Annotated in this window: 13 protein-coding genes and 1 pseudogene; 5 read left to right on the forward strand and 9 right to left on the reverse strand. The window is 62.4% G+C overall.

Annotated elements, in window-relative coordinates; genetic code table 11:
- Nucleotides 1-8: 8 nt before the first annotated feature.
- The 3 genes from DK870_RS02610 to DK870_RS02620 all read left to right on the forward strand — a co-directional run bounded on the left by DK870_RS02610 (nt 9) and on the right by DK870_RS02620 (nt 3,537).
- Nucleotides 9-611 carry a DUF4136 domain-containing protein gene (locus DK870_RS02610; protein WP_161547816.1) on the forward strand — a complete coding sequence of 201 codons (603 nt, stop codon included), beginning with the start codon at nt 9-11 and terminating at the stop codon, nt 609-611.
- Nucleotides 612-655: 44 nt separating this feature from the next.
- The gene (locus DK870_RS02615) at nt 656-1,213 is read left to right on the forward strand and encodes a DUF4136 domain-containing protein (protein ID WP_060755009.1); all 558 of its coding nucleotides are present in this window, start codon (nt 656-658) and stop codon (nt 1,211-1,213) included.
- Nucleotides 1,214-1,560: 347 nt separating this feature from the next.
- Nucleotides 1,561-3,537 carry a pilus assembly protein TadG-related protein gene (locus DK870_RS02620; protein WP_161547817.1) on the forward strand — a complete coding sequence of 659 codons (1,977 nt, stop codon included), beginning with the start codon at nt 1,561-1,563 and terminating at the stop codon, nt 3,535-3,537.
- Here the strand turns inward: DK870_RS02620 and DK870_RS02625 are convergent.
- A pseudogene (locus DK870_RS02625) lies at nt 3,534-6,253 on the reverse strand (ATP-binding protein). The gene DK870_RS02620 and the pseudogene DK870_RS02625 sit on opposite strands and share 4 nt — an antisense overlap.
- Nucleotides 6,250-6,690, reverse strand: coding sequence for a TadE/TadG family type IV pilus assembly protein (locus DK870_RS02630; RefSeq protein WP_060755711.1), 441 nt, complete (start codon nt 6,688-6,690; stop codon nt 6,250-6,252). The pseudogene DK870_RS02625 and the gene DK870_RS02630 overlap by 4 nt, the downstream one beginning before the upstream one ends.
- Nucleotides 6,691-6,762: 72 nt before the next feature.
- Here DK870_RS02630 and DK870_RS02635 point away from each other — a divergent pair, with 72 nt between their 5' ends.
- Nucleotides 6,763-7,236 carry a prepilin peptidase gene (locus tag DK870_RS02635; protein ID WP_161547818.1) on the forward strand — a complete coding sequence of 158 codons (474 nt, stop codon included), beginning with the start codon at nt 6,763-6,765 and terminating at the stop codon, nt 7,234-7,236.
- Between the two features lie 143 nt (nt 7,237-7,379).
- Nucleotides 7,380-8,153 (forward strand): response regulator transcription factor, encoded by a 774-nt coding sequence (locus tag DK870_RS02640; RefSeq protein ID WP_060755713.1) that lies wholly within the window; start codon nt 7,380-7,382, stop codon nt 8,151-8,153.
- 27 nt (nt 8,154-8,180) lie between these two features.
- Here the strand turns inward: DK870_RS02640 and DK870_RS02645 are convergent, their stop codons facing one another.
- Genes DK870_RS02645 through DK870_RS02675 form a run of 7 tightly spaced genes read right to left on the reverse strand, consistent with a single transcriptional unit; the run spans nt 8,181 to nt 14,654 of the window.
- Complete coding sequence (locus tag DK870_RS02645) at nt 8,181-8,453, reverse strand: DUF3613 domain-containing protein (RefSeq protein ID WP_060755714.1); 273 nt, start codon at nt 8,451-8,453, stop codon at nt 8,181-8,183.
- A gap of 2 nt (nt 8,454-8,455) precedes the next feature.
- Nucleotides 8,456-9,178, reverse strand: a complete 723-nt coding sequence (locus tag DK870_RS02650) for a tetratricopeptide repeat protein (protein WP_161547819.1) — start codon at nt 9,176-9,178, stop codon at nt 8,456-8,458.
- Between the two features lie 10 nt (nt 9,179-9,188).
- Nucleotides 9,189-10,082: a type II secretion system F family protein gene (locus tag DK870_RS02655; RefSeq protein ID WP_161547820.1), complete on the reverse strand. Its 894-nt coding sequence runs from the start codon at nt 10,080-10,082 to the stop codon at nt 9,189-9,191.
- A 1-nt stretch (nt 10,083) separates the two neighbouring features.
- Nucleotides 10,084-10,965 carry a type II secretion system F family protein gene (locus tag DK870_RS02660; RefSeq protein ID WP_060755716.1) on the reverse strand — a complete coding sequence of 294 codons (882 nt, stop codon included), beginning with the start codon at nt 10,963-10,965 and terminating at the stop codon, nt 10,084-10,086.
- A gap of 13 nt (nt 10,966-10,978) precedes the next feature.
- Nucleotides 10,979-12,247 (reverse strand): CpaF family protein, encoded by a 1,269-nt coding sequence (locus DK870_RS02665; RefSeq protein ID WP_104995412.1) that lies wholly within the window; start codon nt 12,245-12,247, stop codon nt 10,979-10,981.
- Nucleotides 12,244-13,437: a pilus assembly protein gene (locus tag DK870_RS02670; protein WP_060755718.1), complete on the reverse strand. Its 1,194-nt coding sequence runs from the start codon at nt 13,435-13,437 to the stop codon at nt 12,244-12,246. Before DK870_RS02670 ends, DK870_RS02665 begins: the two co-directional genes overlap by 4 nt.
- Nucleotides 13,434-14,654 (reverse strand): type II and III secretion system protein family protein, encoded by a 1,221-nt coding sequence (locus DK870_RS02675; protein WP_060755719.1) that lies wholly within the window; start codon nt 14,652-14,654, stop codon nt 13,434-13,436. The genes DK870_RS02670 and DK870_RS02675 overlap by 4 nt, the downstream gene beginning before the upstream one ends.
- Nucleotides 14,655-14,660 lie beyond the last annotated feature (6 nt).

Genomic DNA, 14,660 nt, shown 5'->3' on the forward strand with positions numbered 1-14,660 from the left:
AGGTCGAAATGCGTCGTCTGTGTTTGATCCTGTTGTCCCTCGGTCTGGGCGCCTGTTCCAGCCCCAACCCCTATGTGGCGGCTTCGGCGCCAATGCCGCCGGCACCGGCCCAGGCGGCCAAGATTTTCGATGCCAGCGCCTACCCGGCGCCGGTGCGTGACTACGGTGCCTACCGCAGTTGGGCCTGGCTCAACGGCCAACTGCCGGCGGGCTCTGCCTGGGTCGACTCGGCACAGATTGCCGAGGCGGTGAATGGTGCCCTCGATCAGCGCGGCCTGCGCCTGTTGCATGACAACCGTGCGCCAGACCTGCTGGTCAGTGCCGACGTGCGCCTGGAAAAGCGCCTGCGGCAGGTGCAGGACGACTATGGCTACGGCTATGGCGGCTATAACCGCTATGGCAATGGCTACGGCATGTACAACACGGTGCCGGTGGTGCGCACCTATGAAGTCACCGTCGCGGTGGCGCGGATCAGCCTGTTCGATGCGCGCACCCGCCAGCCGGTCTGGAGCACCAGCGCCGAAACCAGCAGCCAGGGCAGCCTGAGTGAGCGAGCTGATGCATTGCGCGAGGCGATGCAGAAGGCAATGTCCGCCTATCCGCCCAGTTAGCCGCTATTCTCATTTCAGGCTCGAACGTCTTTTGGAGAACCTCCATGTTTCGTCGCATTGCTGCACTTGCCGTTGTTGTATTGCTGGGCGGCTGCCAGACCAGTCAGGTCAACCATGACTTCGATGCCAGCCGCGACTTTGGCGCCTACCGCAGCTGGGCCTGGAAAGACCCGGCGCTGCAATACCGCCCGGATGATCCACGGATCAAGAGTGACCTTACCGAACAACGCATCCGCCAGGCTGTGGGCGAACAACTCGACCAACGCGGCTTGCGCCCTGCGGCGGCGGGTGGGCATGCCGACCTGAAGGTGCAGGCCTACCTGATCGTCGAGGACCGCCAGCAGCAAGTCACCACCAATTACGGCGGCGCCTGGGGCGGCCCATGGAATGGTTACTGGGGGGCGCCGATGTACAACGAAACGCGCAACATCACCTACAAAGTGGCGACTATCCAGATCGACCTGCTCGACGGCAAGGACGGCAAACTGGTATGGCGGGGCAGTGACGAACAGATCATGGCCAGCTCGCCGAACCCGCAGGACCGCAGCAATGCGATTCGCTCCACCGTGGGCAAGATCCTGTCCAACTACCCACCCCGATAAAGACAGCGCAAATCCCGTGGGAGGTGGGCTTGCCCTAATGCCTGTCAGTTAAGCGATAAAGCGGACGATGGATAAATTGTGGGAGGGGCGGTGCGACGATTCGACTTGCTCCCGATGGACTGCGTAGCAGGCCCATTTTTGAGGCCGCTGCGCGGCCTATCGGGAGCAAGCCCCCTCCCACAGTGACCGCGTTAATCCTTAACTGACTGGCATTAGGGTTTGCTCCCGATAGCGGAGCAAGCCCCCCCCACAAGACCTTCGGTACCCTGACGCCTGCGTTTGCATGAGCCCTCATCTACACTCCAGGAGAGTAAGCGCTCGGCGACTCGCCGGCACAGGAGTGCTCGATGTCTCCCCGATTTCATGACAAGCAGCGTGGCGCCGTGGGTCTGATGACGGTAGGCGTGTTGGCATTGGCGTTGATGTGCACATTACTGGTGATCGACAGCGGCCGTTTGTACTTGGCCAAGCGCCAGTTGCAAGGCGTGGCGGACACGGCCGCGCTGGAGGCCGTCAGCCGCGGGGGAACGTGCCAGGCCGGTTTGAGCGCTGCGGCTTTTGCTGCGCAGAGTGTGGCGCGCAATAATTTTGTACTGGGCAATGGCAATACCTTGGTGGCCCGCTGCGGTTCGGTGACCACCGGCGCTTCGGGCATGCGCACCTTCAGTGCCAACCCGGCGCTGTCGTCAGCGATTCAAGTGGTGGTCAGCAATACCGTGCCAACCAGCATCGCGGCAGGCGTCTGGGCACTGACCTCCGGCAACCCTCTCAGCCTCAGTACCGTCTTGACCGCCACGGCCGTGGCGGCGATACCCACGCCGGCATTGGCCCAGCTCACCATCAACAGCACGCTGGCCAGCGTCAATACGGCCAATGCCGGCCTGTTGAACCCGCTGTTTTCCGGGCTGCTCGGCGGCAACGTCAACCTGACGGTCGCCGGTTGGAATGGCCTGATCAATACCAATATCAACCTGCTCAGTTACCTTAACCAATTGGCGATCAACCTGAACCTGACCGCTGGCAATTACACGCAGTTGCTCAACACCAACGTCACCGCGACGCAGTTGATCCAGGCCGCGATCAATGTGTTGACCGCCAACGGCGCCTCGGTGGATGTGTTGACCGCCCTGGGCAACCTGCAATTGGCCGCAATCAACCAGGCACCGCTGACGCTTGGGCAGATCCTGCAGGTGCAGACCGGCACCACGGCGTCGGCGCTGAACGCCAACCTTCAAGTCTTCCAACTGGTCCAGGGCATTGTGCAACTGTCCAACAGCCAGAGCGCGGTGGCGGCGACCTTGCCGGTCAGCCTGCTGGGGCTGGCCAACATCACCACCCAGGTCAAAGTCACCCAGCCGCCGCAACTGTCGGCCGTCGGCAACCCGGCGCTGGCGGCGGCCAACCCACAGGGGCCGAATGCGATCTACGTGCGTACGGCCCAGGTACGCACCGAAGTGACGGTGAGTTTGCCGGTGTTGAACAGTTTGTCGGGGTTGACTACGGCGGTGGATAACTTGCTGGGGCCACTGACCCCCGTGGTCAATGGCCTGCTGAGCTTGAACCTGGTGACCTCGATCAATTCGGCCTTGTGCTTGCTGGGGGCTGGTTGCCAGCAATTGGATTTGCTGGTGATGCCGGGCAACCTGCCGCTCAATGTCGTGTTGGATGCCGGTGGCGCCAGCAGTTATGTCACCGCCTACAATTGCCCAACGGGCGGCACGGGCACCAAGAGCCTGACGGCCAGCACCACTACCTCGCTGGCCTCGCTGAATATCGGCAGCATCACCAATGCTTTTTCGACCACCCAGCCGATGACGGTGGCGCCGCTGGCGCTGATCGATATCGGCACCAAGACCTGCCATATGATTGCCTTCATTGGCAGCTGTGACAGCCGTGTGCCGTTTGCCGGCGGTGGCATCGGGATCAAGGTGCAAAGCCCGATCGCCGGAAGCAACCAGACCCAGGTGTTCTCCAGTACCGCGCCATTTGCCACGCCGCCTAACGTCGGCCTTGCACCGACCTATCAAGCCGCCACGCCGGCCACCAATGTGGTCAGCAGCCTTTCCGCGACCCTCAGCGGCGTCGGTCTCACGGCCTACCAGCCGGTGGGCAGTAACCCGCTGGGCAGCCTGATCACCAATACCGTGTCGCTGCTCAGTGGCGTCAGCGCTATCGTCACACCGGCGGTGGATGGCCTGTTGGGCTCGCTGTTGAACCCGATCCTCAACAACCTGTTGAACAGCTTGGGGATCAGCCTGGCGAACGTGAATGTCGGCGCCAACCTGAGCTGTGGCCAGACCGGGGAAGCCTACCTGGTGATTTAAGCGTCGGTGGCCCTGGGCAGTTCCACGCAAAAGCGTGCGCCGTGCTCGCCGTTGCTGACGCTCAGGCGCCCGCCCATGTTTTCCACAATGCCATAGCTCACCGACAAGCCCAGCCCGGTGCCTACGCCTATCGGCTTGGTGGTGAAAAAGGGTTCGAAGATGCGTTCCAGCAAGCGAGGGTCGATGCCACCCCCGTTGTCTTCGACCCAGAGGCGTACGTGCTGGCTATCGTGCTCGGTGTGTAGGGCGATCCACGGGCGCAACTCGGGGTTTCTCTCGCGCTGGCCGAGCAGCGCATCACGGGCGTTGACCATCAGGTTGATCAGCACCTGTTCAAGCTGATCGATGTGGCCTTTGACTTGCACCGGGATATCCGCCTGGCTCACGCGCACCTCGACGCCTTTGCCGCGCAGGCCTTCGCTGAGCAACGACAGGGTGCCTTCGACCGCCTGCGCCGGGTCGAACGGTTGCTGCTCGACTTCCGAGCGGCGGCCGAACACGCGCATATGGTCCACCACCCGTGCCGCGCGCTGCACCTGGGCGTCGATGCGCTGGAGTTTTTCAGTGAGGTAATCCACCTGTGCGTTGCCGGTGCTCAGGCGCTTGAGCACGTTGACGATCGCCATGCGCATCACGTTCAGCGGCTGGTTGATCTCATGGGCCAGGCCCGTGGCCATTTCGCCGAGGGTGGCCATTTTCGCGCTTGGGTCAGTTGTTGCTGGGAGCGGCGGACTTCCGTGTTGTCGCGGCCCACGGCCTGCACTTCCAGCAACGCGCCCTGCTCATCAAACACCCCACGGTCCGACCATACCCACCAGGCATGCTCGCGCCCCGGCAGTTGCAGGCTGATTTCCGCGGTACTGACCGGAAATTCGGGGGTCAATTGGTGGATGCGTTGTAAAAACGCCTGGCGTTGTTCGTCCGACAACCAGCCGCCCAGGTTCAGGCCCGGCAGTTGGGCCGGCAGGCATTCCAGGTAGTTGGCCAATGGCGTGTTGCCGAAGGTCAGGGTCAGGTCCGGGCGGTAGCGGCAGATCATCGCCGGGGAGTCCTCCACCAGAATTCGGTAGCGCTCCTCGCTGTCCTTGACTTGCTGCGCGGTCAAGGTCGCCTCGGTGACGTCCAGCCATAGGCCGACCGCCTCCACCGGCAGGCCGAGGTCGTCGCGCAGCAGCTTGGCTTCATCGAGCAGCCAGTGGTAACCGCCCTGTTTGTCTTGTACCCGATAACGGCTGCGTACGCTGCCTTCGCGCAGCAACTGGCGGGTGCGTTGGAAGTACAGGTCACGATCATCCGGGTGCACCCATTGCACCAGGCTTTCGTGGTTGCATTCGGCCAGGGTACGGCCCAGCAGCGGCAGCAGGCTGTCGCTGAAAAAAACCGGTTGCAGCGCGCCATCCACATAGCGTTGCACGTAGATGATCGCGGGCGAGCTGGCGATCAGGTTTTCCAGGCGCGAATGGGCGACGTCGGCCTGCAACTGCTGGTTTTTGATGTCGCTGATGTCGAGCATGAAACCGATGCAACGGCGTTGCTCACCGGTGCCCAGCACTTGGCCCTGGACGCGATACCAGGTGCTGTCGCTGCGGCTTAAGCGCACGCTGGCGAGCAGAGGTTTGCCAAGGTGATGCAGATCCCGCAGACGGCTCTGCAGTTCAAGACGGTCGGCGGGGTGGATCAGGTGCAGCCAGGTGTCCAGGGCTTGCCGGGTCGGTTCTTCTGCCTGGCCCAGGTTGCGCATCAATTGCGGGGCAAGCTGGATCTCGTCGCTGCTGGGCAACAGCTCCCACCAGCCGGTACCCAGCAAGCCTTGCAGGGCTTCCAGGCGCTCCAACTGCTGGTGGTGGTGCTGTTCGCGCACGCGGCTGAGCAACGGCGCGGCGAGGGCGGCGGCGAGGTTCAGCCAGTCGCGATCCGTGCAGTGGGGATGGCCGTTGTAGGGGCCGCACAGTAGCCACGCGGCGACGCCCTGGCCGTCGCGATAGGGCACCAGGAAGCCATCGGCGTTGCCGAACACACTGTGTAAACGCGGGTGCTCGCCACGCCCATAGGGTGCTTTGAGCGCCAGTGGGGTGGTGCCGTTGAGGTTGTCCAGGCAGGTGCCGAGGCGCTGCCCGGTGTGCCAGAGCTGCGGCGCATCATGGTTGGCGTACTGGCTATAGATCTGCCAGCCTTGATCTTCCTGATCGAGCAATGCGAGAGCCACACAGGGAATGCGCCAGCGCTGCGCCACACTGCACAACTGTTCGTTGAACACCTCGGACAAACGGCTGAGGCTGCACACCCGCAGTTGCGCGCTGACCAGGCTGGTGAGCTGGTGGTTCTGTTCGCGTTGCTCGGCCAATTGCCGGCCGCCGAGTAAATCGCCGATATCCACCGCATGCAGCAACCAGCCGTTGGCGTGCGGCTCCAGCGTGCCACGGGTGTGCAAGGGCTGCCCGGCGGCCCCCTGGAAATCCAGGTCGAGGCTGTGGCGTTGCCAGTCGGCGGGAATACCTTCCACCGCCAGGGCGCTGTCGGCGCACAGCAAGTCTTGCAACGGTAACGCGACTGCGTGCGGCGCGAGGTATTGGCGCAAGGTGCCGCTGATATCGAGCACGCGCCCCTGGGCATCCAGGTGCAGGTGCAGCCCGGCGCTAGGTGGCGCCGGCGTGTCGAGGGCCAGCGCGCCGCTGCGGCCGAGCAGACGCCCGAAGAGTTTGTCCCCGGCGGTCAAAACTGCAGGCTCGACTGGGCCTGCAGCGTCGCCGGCAACTGCGGCACGCTGCCAATGCCGGGCAACACGATAAAGGGCATCACATTCTGCAGATTGGCCGTGGGGTAGTTGATTTTTACCGTTACCAGGCCGCTGACCAAGGTGGTGGTGACCTGTGTCGCTGCGTTGAAATTGAAGGCTGCGGGAAGCCACCCCAGGCGTGTCGCAACGGTGGTATTGGCCATGTTGATCACCGCCGCGTCATAGCCTTGCATCGTGGGGTCCAGGCCCACGACCAGGCGCACGGCTTCAGCGGTCGCCTGGTTGAACGACTGTTTTAACAGCAGTGGCAGGCTATAGCTGACCATTGCGTAGAACACGCCGAAAAAAATCATGAACACGGCGACGAATTCGATCGCCGCCGTACCCTTTTGCTTTTTGGGGAGGCTTGTTCTCATCACCGCGTCTACCCTGACGGCTACTACTTGATATCAGCATAGAATCAATCAGCAAAAAGGGATGTTTTTTACGTGATCCAGGGTGCCGTGGTATTGGTGTGGTTGGGGCTGTGTGCGGCGCAGGACGCTCGGCAGCGGTTGCTGGCTAACCGCCTGACGCTGGGGGCGGCCCTGTTGGCGTTGATCTACCTGCTGGGCACGGGCAGCACATGGCTGGGCGCGCCGGCCGGGCAGGGTGCGCTGGCGTTGGTGCTGGCGCTGCTGCTGACCCTGCCAGGTTACGCCCTGGGTCGCCTGGGTGCGGGCGATGTGAAGTTGCTCGCGGCGTTGGCGCTGGCCTCGAATGCCGAGTATCTGCTGGGGGCTTTTATCGGGGCGGCATTCGCCAGTGTGCTCTGGCTGATGCTTGCGTCAAAAGTGTGGGCGCTTCTGGGGCCGGTGTTTAAAAACCAAATGGCCGGTTTGGCGCCGCAATCGTCAAAAAAACTGCCGTTCGCGCCGTTTTTGCTGGTGGGATTCGTACTTACGTGGTTTTGGATCCATTAGTCGCCATGGGGGGATTAACGCTATGTACATAGTCGGAAAGTACGTCTACGTTTAAGTTGTGTAGGAATGTTGTTTAAGTTGTGTAGGGATATTCGTCGTAAAAGATGGGCCAATCTTTTGGCGTGCCTGGCATGGAGTAGCGTGTGAACAAGCTTACCTCTGCGGTTAAAGTGCTCGTGGTCGACGATCAGCCACTGATCGTGGAGGAGCTCTGTGAGTTTCTCGAAAGCAGCGGCTATCGTTGCGTCCCTTGTCAGTCCAGCCAGCAGGCCTTGACGTGTTTCAGCGAAGACGCCGAGATCGGCCTGGTGTTGTGCGACCTGCATATGCCGGACATGGACGGCATCGAATTGGTCCAGGCGTTGCAAAAGGTCGCCGGTAAGCAGCGGGCTTTCGAAGCCATCATGTTGACCGGGCGCGCCGACAAGCAGGATGTGATCAAGGCTCTGCGGGCCGGCTTCGCCGACTACTATCAGAAGCCGATCAACCTGGATGAATTGCTCGAAGGCTTGCAGCGCCAGGACGCAGCATTGCAAGAGCGCAGGAAGGATCTGCAACTGGGGCACTTGAATCAGAAGCTGCAATTTCTGTCCGAGTCCATCAACGAGCTGTATCAGGACATCGATAAAGTCCGCCGCAGCCCGCCAGGGGCGCAGGGCGAAGCGGTCCCGGCGGGGCCGTCGGAAATTCCGGCGATCTTCAAACCGCTGTCACCGCGCCAGTGGGATGTGGCGCGGCTGGTGGGCACAGGCCAGACCAACTATCAGATTGCCTGCGAATTGGGCATTACCGAAAACACTGTGAAGTTGTACGTCTCCCAGGTGCTGCGCCTGACCCACATGCATAACCGTACGCAACTGGCACTGGCGCTGTCGCCTGGCAAATTGGCGCCGCACCAGCAGGTGACGGCTCACTGATCACCGCACCATTCCCCCTCCCACAAACTACTGATGATTGCCGCCGGTTTGCCCGCCGACTTTCTGTTCGAAAAACTCCGGGATCGGATGCTTGTAGCTGTCCAGCAACCGCTGGGCAGCCTGTTCGCGTTCGGCGGCGGTGGCTTTTTGCTGGGTGCTGGATGCGAGCTTGCCGCTGACCTGCAACGTCAGCCAATTTTCAGTGGCGGCCTGTTGTGGGGATGAGGGCCCGGGCTCTATGGCCAGGACACTCATGGGCAATGTCAGCACTGCCAGGCTGGTGAGATAGGGTCGTTTCATCATCAATTCCTCGAGTTACCGGTGGTCTCACTGACCGTGGCGAGCTGATCGCTGGCTTTGGCGACAGGAGCGCCGGAGCCTTTGAGTTTCTCGGCCCTGGCCTGGGCCTCGGTGACTTGTTCCGGGCTCAGGCCCATCTGGCCGACCACTTGTGCGGCCTGCTTCCAGTTGTCCTGATAGATCAGCAAGGTCACCAGGTTGATCGCCGCCAGCGGGTCGCTCTGCTTGAGTTCCATGGCGGTCATGAATTCGAAGCGGGCGTCTTCCAGGCGCAGTTGGTTGAGGTACACCACGCCCAGGTCATTGCGGATTTTTTCGTCGGTGGGTGCCAAGCGTGCCGCACGTTGCAAGTGCGCCATGGCTTGCCCGTTGTCGCCTTTGGCCGAGGCCAGTTGGCCCAGGCCGTGTTCACCTTCGGCGGCCATGCAGGTGCCGAGCAGGCTGCGGTATAACGGCTCGGCTTCGCCGCGGCCCAGCAAACGATAGGCCTTGGCCTGGCGCAGGCGCACCTGGGGCAGGTGCGAGGGCAGGTTCTGCAGGTTGGCCAGGCTGGCGTGCAGCTTGCCGTCGTTGGCCATTTCATCGGCCAGGTTCAATGCCAGCTCCTGGTCGGAAGCGGGCTTGGGGCAACTGCCGGTGGCCGTGAGCGCGCTCCACGGGGTTTGACCATTGGTGGCACAACCGCCGAGCAATAACAGGCTCAAACCGGCTATCAAGGCTTTCATCGGGTGCTCCTCATAGGTTACTCAAGGCTCGGGAGATGCCGATGAATGCAGGCCCTCCGAGCACGATCAGCAAGGCGGGAAACAGAAAAACCATCATCACCACCGACATCTTCGCCGACATCTTCGAAACGAACTCCTGGATGCGGGTCAGGCGGCGGTCGTCGAGCAACTGCTTGAGCGCCAGCAACGACTTCATCGCGCCGCCCCCTTGCTGGACCAATTGCTGGAGGATGGTGCAGGTATCGGTGAACTCATCCACGGCCAGCAGCCGGGCGGTCTTACCCAGCTCCTCGCTGAGTTCCAGGCCGGAGTCGACCCGTGTCAGGATCAGGCGCAGCTCATGGGTCAAGGCCGGCAGCAGGCGCTGCGCTTCAAGGCTGAGCACGCGCAGTGTCTGTTCGACGGCCATGCCTGACTCGAACAGGATGCGCAGCAGCGGGATGAAGGTTGCCACTTCGCGGGCGATCTGCTGCTGCCGACTTTTAGCGAGGCTGGACAGCACGCGCTTGGGCAGCAGGTAGCCAATGGCCAAGGCGATCAGGGGCGCGAGCCAGGGCGAGTCGCTGTGGGCAAACAACACGCCCTGGGCCACCCCCACAAGGCCCATCAGCACCAGCGGCGTGCCGATCTGGAAGGCGGCGAACATCGAGCGTTGGCTGGCTTTACGCCAGCCGACCCGGTTGAGCAGGACCTGGGTTTCGTTGTCCAGGCTGAGCGAACGTTGCGCCAGCGGGCTACTGCCCAGTTGCTGCATCAGGCTGCCGAACTTATCTTTGCGGCCCAATTGGCCCTGCAAGCGCTGGGCAACCAGGCGTTGGCCGCGTCGCTGCCTGACCAGGTTGGCGAGCACCAGCGCCAGGGCGGCAAGGAACAGGACGGCGCTGATCAGCAGGGCAATCGCCATGTCATACACTCCGCAACATACGCCATAAGGTGAAGCAACCCATGAGCTGCATGGCCAGGGCCACGAACAGCAACAGGCGACCCGTGTCGTCGTTCCACATGGTCATCAGGTACGCGGGGTTCACTGCCAGGAAGTAGCCCACCATGGAAATGGGCAGGGCGGTGAGGACATAGGCGGTCACCCGAGTTTCGCCGGTCAGGGCGCGCAGCTGACGGGCGGCTTGCTCGCGTTCGCGGATCATCTTGATCAGGTTTTCCAACAGCTCGCTGGCGTTGCCGCCATAGCGGTGGTTAACCTTCAAGCCCAACGCGAACAGGCGAAATTCGTCGCGCTCATAGAATTCGGCAAAGTCATGCGTCGACTCCGGCAGGCTGACGCCCAACTGCACGTTGCGCTGGATGCGGCCCATGGCTTTTTTCAGTGGGTCTTCGCTGACCTCGATGCCGCCCAGCACCGCGTCGGTCAAGGTGCGCCCGGCCTTGAGGCTGCGTACGGTGTGATCGAGCAACTGCGGCAGCTGTTCGATCATGCGCTTGATGAGCCGCTGATACCGCCAGGCGAGGTACAAACGCAGCAACAGCGGTGGCACCAGCAGCATCATCACCAGGCCAAACCAGCCGGCAACCATCAACCCCAACGCGACGCCCAGGGCCCACAACGCCAGCCACAGCCCCAGGCTGTCACTGGGTTTGCCCAAGCCTGCGCGCAGGAACATGCGCTCCAGGCCGTTCCAGTGGCTGGCTTCTTCGGCGAGCTTGGGCTGGCCTTCGGCAAGGCGGTCCAATACGCGTTCGGTCTGGGCGCGGCGCAGGCCATGGTAAAACGATCGAATCGACAGGCCGGTCAGGATCAGGCAAATCAGCAGCAGGATGGCCCCAGTCATGGTCGAATCCCTTTCACGGCAATGCCGGTTCGCGGCGCAGCTTTTCACCGGCCGGGTTGACCGCCTCGCGCAGGAAGCCGAAGCCGGTTCGCCGGTCATGGCGGAACAGCGTGTTGGTCACGTACACGTCTTCGCGAATGCCCACCACCTCGACCACTTCGCTCACACAGCGGCGGCCGTCGGGCAGGCGGGTCAGTTGAATCACCACATCCAGCGCCGCACAGATCATTTGGCGCAGGGTTTTTTCCGCCACCGTCCGGCCAGTCAGGCCCACCAGTGTTTCCAGGCGCAGCAGGGCATCGGCGGCGTTGTTGGCATGCACGGTACTCATGGAACCGTCGTGGCCGGTGTTCATGGCGGTGAGGACATCGAGCACTTCCACGCCACGGATCTCACCCAGGATGATGCGGTCGGGGCGCATCCGCAGGGCGTTGCGGATCAGGTCGCTGGCCTTGACCTCGCCATGCCCCTCGGCATTCGGCGGGCGGGTTTCCAGGCGCACCACATGGGGGTGGCCCAGTTGCAGTTCGGCCACGTCTTCGATGGTCACCAGCCGTTCATGGGGGTTGATCAGTTGGCTGAGGATGTTCAGCAATGTGGTTTTGCCGGTGCCGGTGCCGCCGCTGATGAGGATGTTGCAACGCTTGCCCACGGCCTCCTGGAAGAAGTCGAAGATGTTCTGGTCGATGGTCTGCATGGCCACCAGGTCGCTGCTCTTGAGCATGTCCTTGCGAAACTTGCGAATCGACAGGCATGGCCCGTCCAGGGCTATCGGCGGGATGATCGCGTTGACCCGGCTGCCATCGGGCAGGCGCGCATCGACCATGGGCGAGGACTCGTCCAGGCGTCGCCCGAGGGGCGCGAGGATGCGTTGCATCACGCGCTCCACATGGTGCGCGTCGATGAACCGCAGGTCGCTCTGGTGCAGCAGGCCGTCGCGTTCTATAAACACCCGGTGCGGGCCGTTGACCAGGATCTCGGTGACGGATGGGTCGCGCAGCAGCACTTCCAGCGGGCCGAAGCCGGTCAGCTCGTCGACGATTTCTTCGGCCAGGCGTTCCATCTCATAGCGGGAGATCGCCAAGTGCATGCGGTTGCTGTATTCGGCCACTTTGTCGATGACAAACTGCGCCAGCAACTGGCGAGAACCTTCCAGCAGGTTTTTCCCCGACTCCTCGATGGCATCGATGATGTAGCGATGGAACACCAGCTTGAGCCCGTCGTGCTCGGTGTTGCTACCGAAGCCTGCGGTAGGGGCACCGAAAAGTTTTTCACTGTTCATTTGCCGGCTCTCAACAGGCGATCAAGCCATTTGTTGGAGGGTTGTTCGTTGCCTGCCGAACGTTTTGCCAGGCGCTCTCCGAGGGTTTTCAGACCCTGGGTCAGGGGTTCGCGTGGCGCCAGGGCGAACAAGGTCTGGCCCTGGTTTTTTGCATTCAGGCGCACGTCCGGGCTCAGCGGCAGCACGGCAATCACCTCCAGGCCAAAGCTTTTGCCCAGGGTTTCGGCGTCCGGTGCACAGCTCTTGAGGTAGCTGTCGACCAACAGTTTGGCGTGCTCCAGCTTCATGCCCTTTTCGCGCCACAGGTTCAGCACCGCGAGGTTGCGTCGGCAGTCCAGCACGCTCTGGTCGGTGTACCACAACAGCTTGTCGCAATGGCTGACGAAGGTGCGCAGGGCTTCGCTGTCCGGTTGGCCAACCAGGTTCACCACAATGTGCTGGAAATGTTGGCGCAACGCGCTGAGCAGCATGTACAACTCGGCGGCGCTGGTGCGCTCCAGGGGCTCATCGTTGGGGGCGTAGGCCAGGATGCGCAGGCCGTCTTGCGCGCTGGTGAATGCGCTGTTGATCAGGGTCGTGTCCAACCGTCGCAGGTGGCGCAGGGCATCGCCGAAATGGAACGAGCTTTCCAGCCCCAGCAGCGCCAGGCTGTCACCTCGGGGCAGGCCCAAGTCCAGCAGCAAGGTGTGCTGACCACTCTTTTGTACGACCAGCGCCAGGTGGCTGGCCAACAGTGCGCCATCGGCATTGCCTTGGGTGCCATACAGCACGCTGAGGCCACCCAGCTGGGTGTTGGTGGTGACCGGCGGCAGGCGTTTGCTCAGGCGCCTTACCAGCCCGGCCACTTCGCTGGAGCGCGAGCCGTAGGCGACAAAATCCCGCGCGCCGGCGCGCATGGCATTGAGTACCAGCTGGTTGTCCATGCCGTCACCGAGGGCGACGATGGCGAGCATCGGTTTGGCTTCCAGGGCGCCTTCGATCAACGCGCTTTGGGCCACCACGTGTTCGCGGTCAAGGCCGATAAACACCAGGCCGGCGAAGGTCACATCGACCAAGGCAAGCAGTTCGTCCAGGGTGCCGCTGCCGGCGCTGACCACTTGGCCAAGTGGGGCCAGCGCGCCCTGCAGCCATTCCAGGTCGGTGGTGTTGCGCGTGATTGCCAGGAACGTCTGGCTCAGGCTATCGCTCATTGGGACAGTCCGTTGAGTCGGTCGAAGTTGCCGTTTTCCAGGAAGTACAGGCGATACCAGTTCGGGTCGTAATTACGCAGTTTCTCGCCTGGCAAGGACGGCAACTGGGCATTGGCCGCCAACGGCTGCACCAGGTGCGGGGTGACGATCATCAGCAGTTCCTTGTCCTGGCGATTGATGTTGGAATCGCGAAAGAACGCGCCCAGGATCGGGATGTCACCCAGGCCGGGAAACTTGCTGATGCTGGTGGTGTTGCTACTGCTGATCAGCCCGCTGATCACGAAGCTTTCACCGTCTGCCAGGGACACGCTGGTGTCCGTGCGGCGAATGGTCAGGGCCGGGACCTTGATATTGTCGATGACCACCGCGTTGGTGTAGTCCAGCTCACTGACTTCCGGTGCGACTTTGAGGGAGATCCGGTTACGGTCGATCACGGTCGGGGTCAAGGTCAGGCGGATGCCGAACTCTTTGTATTCGATCGAGATATTGTTGCTGGCGCTGCTCGGCACCGGGATCGGCACCTCGCCGCCCGCCAGGAAGGTCGCACTCTGGCCGCTCATGGCCACCAGGCTTGGACGTGCCAGGGTATAGGCGAACCCGCTGCTTTCCAGGGCATTGATCATCGCGGATACGCGCCCCCCGCCAAACCCGATATTGAAGTTGTCGGGGCTCACCGGCAGTTTGAAGACCCCTTCGGAAGGCGATACCAGGCTGGGGCTGCCCAGGAAGAAGTTTTTACCATTGCCCAGAATCTTGGTGCTGGCCTCCTTGAGCTTGGTGCGGCTGACCTCGACAAAACGGATATCGGTCTGTACCTGGCTGGGCAGCAAGGGGTCTTCCGATGGCGACAACGACAGGCTGGTCAGCGCCGAGATGGCCTTGCCCTTGACGAACACCATGCTCTGGCGCGGCGTGTTCGAACAGGCGGTCCAGACCATCAGGCTGGTGGTGCCGGAGGCGACGCCGGTCAGCAGGAAACCCCGGTCGCCGTTGAGGTGGACGTCGGCAATTTTCGGGTCACCAATCGCCAGGCGGGTGATGGCTACCGGTGATTGCAGTTCCTGTTGCAAGCCTTCACCCACCGACAGGGCGGCGGGTAGCTGACCCAGGCTGGCGCAATTGCCAGGGGCAGCCACGGCCAGTTCCACGGACAGGTTCGACAGCAGCAGGGCACAGGCGATTTTCAGCGTGAACACGGGTGCGAAACGTCGGTTCATGCAGGG

Source organism: Pseudomonas sp. Q1 (genome assembly GCF_009935975.1).
Classification (GTDB): domain Bacteria; phylum Pseudomonadota; class Gammaproteobacteria; order Pseudomonadales; family Pseudomonadaceae; genus Aquipseudomonas; species Aquipseudomonas palleroniana.

What these genes read in the sequence shown, in the direction of transcription:
- DK870_RS02610 (WP_161547816.1), top strand. Translation starts at nt 9, where the DNA reads ATGCGTCGTCTGTGTTTGATCCTGTTGTCCCTCGGTCTGGGCGCCTGT.
- DK870_RS02615 (WP_060755009.1), top strand. Translation starts at nt 656, where the DNA reads ATGTTTCGTCGCATTGCTGCACTTGCCGTTGTTGTATTGCTGGGCGGC.
- DK870_RS02620 (WP_161547817.1), top strand. Translation starts at nt 1,561, where the DNA reads ATGTCTCCCCGATTTCATGACAAGCAGCGTGGCGCCGTGGGTCTGATG.
- DK870_RS02630 (WP_060755711.1), bottom strand. Translation starts at nt 6,690, where the DNA reads ATGAGAACAAGCCTCCCCAAAAAGCAAAAGGGTACGGCGGCGATCGAA.
- DK870_RS02645 (WP_060755714.1), bottom strand. Translation starts at nt 8,453, where the DNA reads ATGAAACGACCCTATCTCACCAGCCTGGCAGTGCTGACATTGCCCATG.
- DK870_RS02650 (WP_161547819.1), bottom strand. Translation starts at nt 9,178, where the DNA reads ATGAAAGCCTTGATAGCCGGTTTGAGCCTGTTATTGCTCGGCGGTTGT.
- DK870_RS02655 (WP_161547820.1), bottom strand. Translation starts at nt 10,082, where the DNA reads ATGGCGATTGCCCTGCTGATCAGCGCCGTCCTGTTCCTTGCCGCCCTG.
- DK870_RS02660 (WP_060755716.1), bottom strand. Translation starts at nt 10,965, where the DNA reads ATGACTGGGGCCATCCTGCTGCTGATTTGCCTGATCCTGACCGGCCTG.
- DK870_RS02665 (WP_104995412.1), bottom strand. Translation starts at nt 12,247, where the DNA reads ATGAACAGTGAAAAACTTTTCGGTGCCCCTACCGCAGGCTTCGGTAGC.
- DK870_RS02670 (WP_060755718.1), bottom strand. Translation starts at nt 13,437, where the DNA reads ATGAGCGATAGCCTGAGCCAGACGTTCCTGGCAATCACGCGCAACACC.
- DK870_RS02675 (WP_060755719.1), bottom strand. Translation starts at nt 14,654, where the DNA reads ATGAACCGACGTTTCGCACCCGTGTTCACGCTGAAAATCGCCTGTGCC.